Origin of the sequence: Dethiothermospora halolimnae (assembly GCF_037577855.1) — a bacterium.
Classification (GTDB): domain Bacteria; phylum Bacillota; class Clostridia; order Tissierellales; family VENL01; genus Dethiothermospora; species Dethiothermospora halolimnae.
Map to the genome: position 1 here is coordinate 1 of NZ_JBAKFX010000103.1, position 7,033 is coordinate 7,033.

Annotated in this window: 5 protein-coding genes; all 5 read right to left on the reverse strand. The window is 31.0% G+C overall.

The genetic code is table 11. The features are described from left to right. Positions 1-147 precede the first annotated feature (147 nt). Complete coding sequence (gene nifJ, locus V6137_RS20270) at positions 148-3,684, reverse strand: pyruvate:ferredoxin (flavodoxin) oxidoreductase (protein WP_425449763.1); 3,537 nt, start codon at positions 3,682-3,684, stop codon at positions 148-150. Positions 3,685-3,874: 190 nt separating this feature from the next. Next, positions 3,875-4,003, reverse strand: a complete 129-nt coding sequence (locus tag V6137_RS20275; RefSeq protein WP_425449764.1) for a cyclic lactone autoinducer peptide — start codon at positions 4,001-4,003, stop codon at positions 3,875-3,877. 23 nt (positions 4,004-4,026) lie between these two features. Continuing rightward, positions 4,027-4,593 carry an accessory gene regulator ArgB-like protein gene (locus tag V6137_RS20280; RefSeq protein ID WP_425449765.1) on the reverse strand — a complete coding sequence of 189 codons (567 nt, stop codon included), beginning with the start codon at positions 4,591-4,593 and terminating at the stop codon, positions 4,027-4,029. 255 nt (positions 4,594-4,848) lie between these two features. Then, on the reverse strand, positions 4,849-6,171 hold the full coding sequence (locus V6137_RS20285) for a sensor histidine kinase (protein ID WP_425449766.1): 1,323 nt from the start codon (positions 6,169-6,171) through the stop codon (positions 4,849-4,851). 11 nt (positions 6,172-6,182) lie between these two features. Beyond that, positions 6,183-6,905, reverse strand: coding sequence for a LytR/AlgR family response regulator transcription factor (locus V6137_RS20290; RefSeq protein ID WP_425449767.1), 723 nt, complete (start codon positions 6,903-6,905; stop codon positions 6,183-6,185). Positions 6,906-7,033: the final 128 nt, after the last annotated feature.

The window sequence follows — 7,033 nt, forward strand, 5'->3', positions numbered from 1 at the left end:
ATGCTCAAGGTTATTCACCGCATTTTTGCTAATTTATCAAGGGTTTTATGAAAATATTACATAAAAAAAGAGCTCTGTGTGTAAGAACACACAAAACTCTTTATTTCTTCTTAACTTAATGACATTGCCCTGAAAAGGGTCTTTTTTTTAATATTCCATATTAGCTAAACGCTCGTATGTTTGATATCTTTCTTTTGCTTGTTCTTCTGCTTCTTGGAATAAGTTTTTAGCTATTTCTGGGAATGTCTTAGCTAACGAAGTATATCTTACTTCACTATTTATAAAGTCTTGGAATGAAGCTGTTGGTTCTTTAGAATCAAGAACAAACGGATTCTTTCCTTCTGCTTTAAGCTCTGGATTGAATCTCCATAAATGCCAGTATCCTGACTGAACAGCTAGTTTTTCCTGCTCTTGAGTTTTACCCATACCAGCCTTGATACCATGGTTAATACATGGAGCATAAGCTATTATTAGTGAAGGTCCGTCATATTTCTCAGCCTCAACTAAAGCCTTCATGAATTGGTTCTTATTAGCACCCATAGCAACTTGAGCCACATACACATATCCATAGTTTGATGCCATAAGTCCTAAGTCTTTCTTCTTAGTCTTCTTACCTGAAGCTGCAAACTTAGCAACTGCAGCAGTTGGAGTAGCTTTTGATGATTGACCTCCAGTATTTGAATAAACCTCTGTATCAAATACCAATACATTTACGTTCTCACCTGAAGCTAATACGTGATCTAGTCCACCGTATCCGATATCATAAGCCCAACCGTCTCCACCAACGATCCAAGCTGATTTCTTGATTAGATAATCCTTCTTATCTTTAATTTCTCTAAGTATCTCTTTAGCTCTATCATTATTAACCTCTGTATCTAATAATGGAAGAAGTTTAATAGTTGCAGCCTTAGAAGCTTTTGCATCCTCTTTACCTTCTATCCATTCGTTACAAGCTTCTTTAATTTCAGCTGGAACATCAAGTTCTACTAACTCTGTCATTATATTTAAAAGACTACTTCTCATTTTCTTAATAGCCATTGCCATACCATAACCATATTCAGCATTGTCCTCAAATAATGAGTTAGCCCAAGCAGGTCCTTTTCCTTCTGCATTTTTACAGAATGGAGTTGATGGAGCTGAACCACCCCAGATTGAAGAACAACCTGTAGCATTGGCAATTACCATTCTATCTCCATATAATTGAGTTACTGCCTTAAGGTATGGAGTTTCTCCACATCCAGCACAGGCTCCTGAGAACTCAAGTAATGGTTGTGCAAATTGACTACCTTTAACAGTTTCAAGCTTCATTAAATCTTTCTTCTCTGAAACTGTAGTAGCATAATTCCAATTTGGAACTTCTTTTTCGATTTGTGACTCTAAAGGTTTCATTATTAAAGCTTTTTCCTTAGATGGACAAACATCGGCACAGTTTCCACATCCTGTACAATCTAATGTACTTACCTGTATCTTATATTCTAATCCATCGAAACCTTTGCCTATAGCTTTTTTAGTGTCAAATGTTTCTGGAGCATTAGCTTTTTCTTCTTCATTTACTAACACCGGTCTTATGGCAGCATGTGGACATACATATGAACATTGGTTACATTGTATACACTTATCTATCTGCCACTCTGGTACTTCAACTGCTATACCACGTTTTTCATATGCAGCAGAGCCATTTTCAAATGTACCGTCTTCTGCACCTACAAATGTACTTACTGGAAGGGAATCTCCATCTTGTCTGTTTATAGGTCTTAATATGTTCTTAATGAAGTCTGGCTCCTCAGTAGTTACTGCAGCTTGTTCTTCTCCAGTTGCATTTGCCCATGAAGCTGGTACTTCTACTTTAGCTAAAGCTTCTATACCTTTATCAACTGCTTCATAGTTCATATTAACTACTTTATCACCTTTTTTACCATATGACTTAACAATGGCACCCTTTAGATACTCAATTGCATCTTCCATAGGTATTACTTCTGCCAGTTTAAAGAATGCTGCCTGCATAATCATATTAGTTCTATGTCCAAGTCCTATTTCAGCAGCTATCTTAGTTGCATTAATAGTATAGAAATCTATATTGTGATCTGCAATATATTTTTTCATTGATGCAGGTAATTTTTCTTCTAACTCATCATGGGACCATAAAGTATTAAGAAGGAATTTACCTCCATCTTTTAAGCCCTTTAACAAATCATATTGATCAACATATGACTGCATTGAACATGATATGAAATCTGATTTATTAATTAAGTAAGTTGATTTTATAGGAGCTTTACCAAATCTTAAGTGGGATACAGTAACTCCACCTGATTTCTTACTATCATATGAGAAATAACCTTGAGCATACATATCTGTATTGTCACCGATAATCTTGATAGCATTCTTATTAGCTCCAACTGTACCATCTGAACCAAGTCCCCAGAACTTACAACTTATAGTTCCTTCTGGTACTGTAGAAATTTCTTCTTTAACTTCTAATGAAGTATGGGTTACATCATCGTTTATACCTATTGTAAATCCATTCTTTGGATTTTCTTCATTTAAGTTATCAAATACAACTTTTATTTGAGCTGGAGTAGTATCCTTTGAACCTAATCCATAACGTCCACCTACAACTAAAGGAGCATTTTCCTTATCATAGAATAATGTACGAACATCTTGGTATAATGGCTCTCCTAATGCTCCTGGTTCTTTAGTTCTATCAAGTACAGCTATCTTTTTAACTGTATCTGGTAATACATCAAAGAAATATTTAGCTGAGAATGGTCTATAAAGTCTTACCTTAACAAGACCTACTTTTTCTCCCTTTGATAATAAGTAATCTATAGTCTCTTCCGCCGTATCAGTTACTGAGCCCATTGCTATTATAACTCTTTCAGCATCCTCTGCTCCATAATAGTTAAATGGTTTATAGTCTCTACCTGTAATCTCACTTATTTCCTTCATATAATCAGCTACCATATCAGGTACAGCATCATAGAATGGATTTACTGATTCTCTAGCTTGGAAGAAAATATCAGGATTCTGAGCAGTACCTCTAGTTACAGGATGCTCTGGATTTAATGCTCTATTTCTAAACTCTCTAACCGCATCATAATCAACTAATTTGGCAAAATCATCATAATCTATTAACTCAATCTTTTGAATTTCATGGGAGGTTCTAAATCCATCAAAGAAATGTACAAATGGAACTCTTGATTTAATGGAACTTAAATGGGCAACACCACCAAGGTCCATAACTTCTTGAACACTTCCAGATGCTAACATTGCAAAGCCTGTTTGTCTCGTTGCCATAACATCTGAATGATCTCCGAATATTGATAATGCATGACTAGCCACCGCACGGGCACTTACATGAAATACTCCTGGCAATAACTCTCCAGCGATTTTATACATATTAGGTACCATTAATAATAGTCCCTGGGATGCTGTGAAGGTAGTAGTTAAAGCTCCTCCTTGAAGGGAACCATGTACTGCACCAGAAGCTCCTCCTTCTGATTGTAATTCTGTAACATCTACAGTTTGTCCGAAAATATTTTTCTTACCATGGGCAGCCCACTCATCAACATTCTCTGCCATTGGAGATGATGGAGTAATTGGGTATATAGCTGCTACGTCAGTGAAGGCATATGATACATATGCCGCAGCTGTATTACCATCCATGGTCTTCATAACTTTTGCCATTTAAAGACCCCCTTGTTTCTTATTATTATTTATGTTTAAACACACTTTAAGTATAGTAAACTCTATGTATAAAGTCAATAAATTCATAATCTTTAAATGTTACAAAAATTTATTATTTCCTTTTCCCACTGGAAAACCCCTACAATTTAAATTGTAGGGGTTTGTGAGAAAGTGGAACTTTATGATATAACTATTTTTTCCTTAATTTTTCAGGAAATTTAGGTTGATGGCATAAATAATAACAGCAACTATTTGAGCTTGCATTGGTAAATAATGATGCCATAGAAGCTACAAGTTTTAACATTTTTCTTGATTTCATAATTATCCCTCCTCATTAGAATCTTAATCATTTATTATTAATGTCAATGACTCTATAAAGACCGCTAATGATGCAATAGCACAAAACTCTATTAAATTTTTACTATATATGCAAGTAACTATAATAGTTAATGAATATACAGTAACAAGTATTCTGCTATTTCTTCTATACTTCTTTACTTCCCTTTCGCTAAGGGGTTTATTAGGGGTATCCTTTGGAGCAAATATAAAAAATATAATCATTGCTATAAATATTATTAATCCTTGAAAGCTCAAAGACTTTAATACCTCTAAATTTTTAACTCCCCATATGGGTACTAATACAAATAATGATGTCATAATAAAACAGCTTAAATAAGTTTTAGCATGATATCCTCCAGCTTGTACCCTTAATGTGCTAAAAATAAGTAAGAAAATAATCGCTTCCTTAATCCATCCCAATGCAAATGTTATTAATATTATTCCTATAAAATCTACTATTGTCGAATATACCAGTTGGAGACCATATAAATAAATGTCATAATCATCGAAGGATATAATATCATTATTTATCAATTTTTCAGTCGTTTTTTTAGCAACGGTATCTATCATTTTTTGCCTCCACAGATTTTATATTTATATATTACAATTTTGTCTTTTAATAGTAAAGTGCTTATGCTAAAGCGGTTGTTTTTCTTTCATATTTGGTTATTGTTATGTTATTAAATGGAAAAACAAAAGTACCGTTGGCACTTCTTTTTTTCGTGCAGAGTACAAAGTACAGAGAGCAGGGAATCGATATTTTTTTATTATAGTCAACTAATTTTCTATAGAAAATTAGTTGACTATAATAAAAAAAGAAAGAAATTAATTCTTTCTCCTTTGGGGTAACGCAATATTTACTTTAAATTGCTTATTTTTAGTTTCAATTCTTAAAATACCATTATATTTTTCAACTATATACCTTATATTTGATAATCCATATCCATGATTTTCTTTATCCTCCTTAGTAGTAAACTTATCTTGTTTCATATTTTCCTCTATCCGGTAGTCAGAATGTTTAGGATTAATAACCTTAATAATAATATTTTGTCTAATGGGGTATATTTCAATATTTATATATGGCTCTTCAGTTACTTTCTTACATGCTTCTATGGCATTATCTATGGTATTGCCAATAATAATGGATAAATCGATATCTTCTATATGTATATTTGGTGGTAAGTCTATTTGTGTATTTACTTTTATTCCATTATTTTGTGCCAACTTTAACTTAAAGTTTAATAGTGCAGAAATAATAGGATTGTTTGTTTTTACTATAGTTTTAAATTCATTTACCTGTTCCACCAAGTTATTTACATAGTTCCTCGCCTCATCTAATTTATTTAATTCTAATAAACCATAAATGCAACTTAAATGGTGATTAAAATCATGTCTTTGAGACCTTAAGGTATCATTCACTTCAGTTATATTGTTTATATAAAAAGTTTGTTGTTTATAACTCTCTTCCTTTATTTTCCATTCTATTTCCTGTTGTGCATAATACACAATTTTTTTTAATATAGCAAAAATAATTATATTTAAAAAAACAGCACCAATGGTTATTATTGATATATATCTAACTGTATTTTCACTTAATAGATTAGTTTTTTGGTATACCCATCCAACTACAAATAGAATTAATATATCAAATAATAATATCATCCATATTAAATAAAACCTTCTGTTTATTAAGGTAATCTTCAAGTTCAATTTTGTTATTATCTTTTTTATGAATATGAAGTACATAAATTTACTTAATAACATAAATATTACTCTTATTTCATTTTTCTGTACTATTAGTTCATAGTCTAATTGGAATATACGCATTAATAAATCTACAGCTACTATCTCAATAATAATATTTGTTATTAATGCCAGCAATGCATAAAAATATATATTTCTTATACGATTTTTAAATATAATATTAAAATTTATCCCAGTTAAAATAAACATTATTGTGAAGCCTTGTATACTAGCTAGTCCAAAATAATAATTTGTGACTTTATTAATACATACCTGTATAAATACTATAAGTAATCCTTTTTTGATTTCTACTTCATCATATCTTATACATTCCTTTACAAAATAAAAAACTAGTATTCCGTCAATAAAACTTACTATAAATTCTAGTAACATAAATATTTTCATCATATCAACCCTTATCTGAATAAATTATCAAGAACAACTTGTCTTATTTTTTTATTAAATCTTCTACTTACAGGTATGTATTGATCTAAATCTTCTATGTATATTTCTTTTCCACTATACTCAAAGATTTTAGTCTTATTTACTATATATCCCTGATGACATTGTATAAAGGTATCCATATCTAATTGTTCCTTTAACCCCTTTATAGTTCCATATGTTTCATACTCTCCATCATATGTGTGTACCCTAATTTTATGGACTACTTTCTCAAAAAAATAAATTTTATCATAATTTAATTTTATATATTGTTCTCCCTTTTTAAGTGTAAATACATTGTATATATCCTTCAAATAGCTTTTTTCATTTACTTTATCAATTATTTCTTTCATCAAATTCTGAAACTTTTTCTCAGTTATTGGTTTCATTATATAGTCAAAAGCTTTGATCTTGAATGCATTAAATGCATAATCCTTATATCCAGTTATAAAAACTATAATAGCATCTTTATTTCTTTCCCTTATATATTCTCCAACTTCCATCCCATTCATTTCTTTCATTTCAATATCTAAAAATACAATATCTACTTCTTTATTTTTTATAGTCTCAATAAGCCCCTCTCCACTATATGTCTTTATAATATTTATTTCTGCGTCTAAACCCATCCTATCAATAAAACTTGAAATAATCCCCACTTGAACCGGTTCATCATCACAAATAACAATATTAAGCTCCACCTTATCCCTCCTCGTATAATATAGTTAGAACATTTGATAGAAAATAAAGTTCTTTTCTACCGAACATTCTCACTAAAAATAACTTCAATATTCATATTCTTAAATAACCTTTTAATACAAAACTTATC

What these genes read in the sequence shown, in the direction of transcription:
- nifJ (WP_425449763.1), bottom strand. Translation starts at nt 3,684, where the DNA reads ATGGCAAAAGTTATGAAGACCATGGATGGTAATACAGCTGCGGCATAT.
- V6137_RS20275 (WP_425449764.1), bottom strand. Translation starts at nt 4,003, where the DNA reads ATGAAATCAAGAAAAATGTTAAAACTTGTAGCTTCTATGGCATCATTA.
- V6137_RS20280 (WP_425449765.1), bottom strand. Translation starts at nt 4,593, where the DNA reads ATGATAGATACCGTTGCTAAAAAAACGACTGAAAAATTGATAAATAAT.
- V6137_RS20285 (WP_425449766.1), bottom strand. Translation starts at nt 6,171, where the DNA reads ATGAAAATATTTATGTTACTAGAATTTATAGTAAGTTTTATTGACGGA.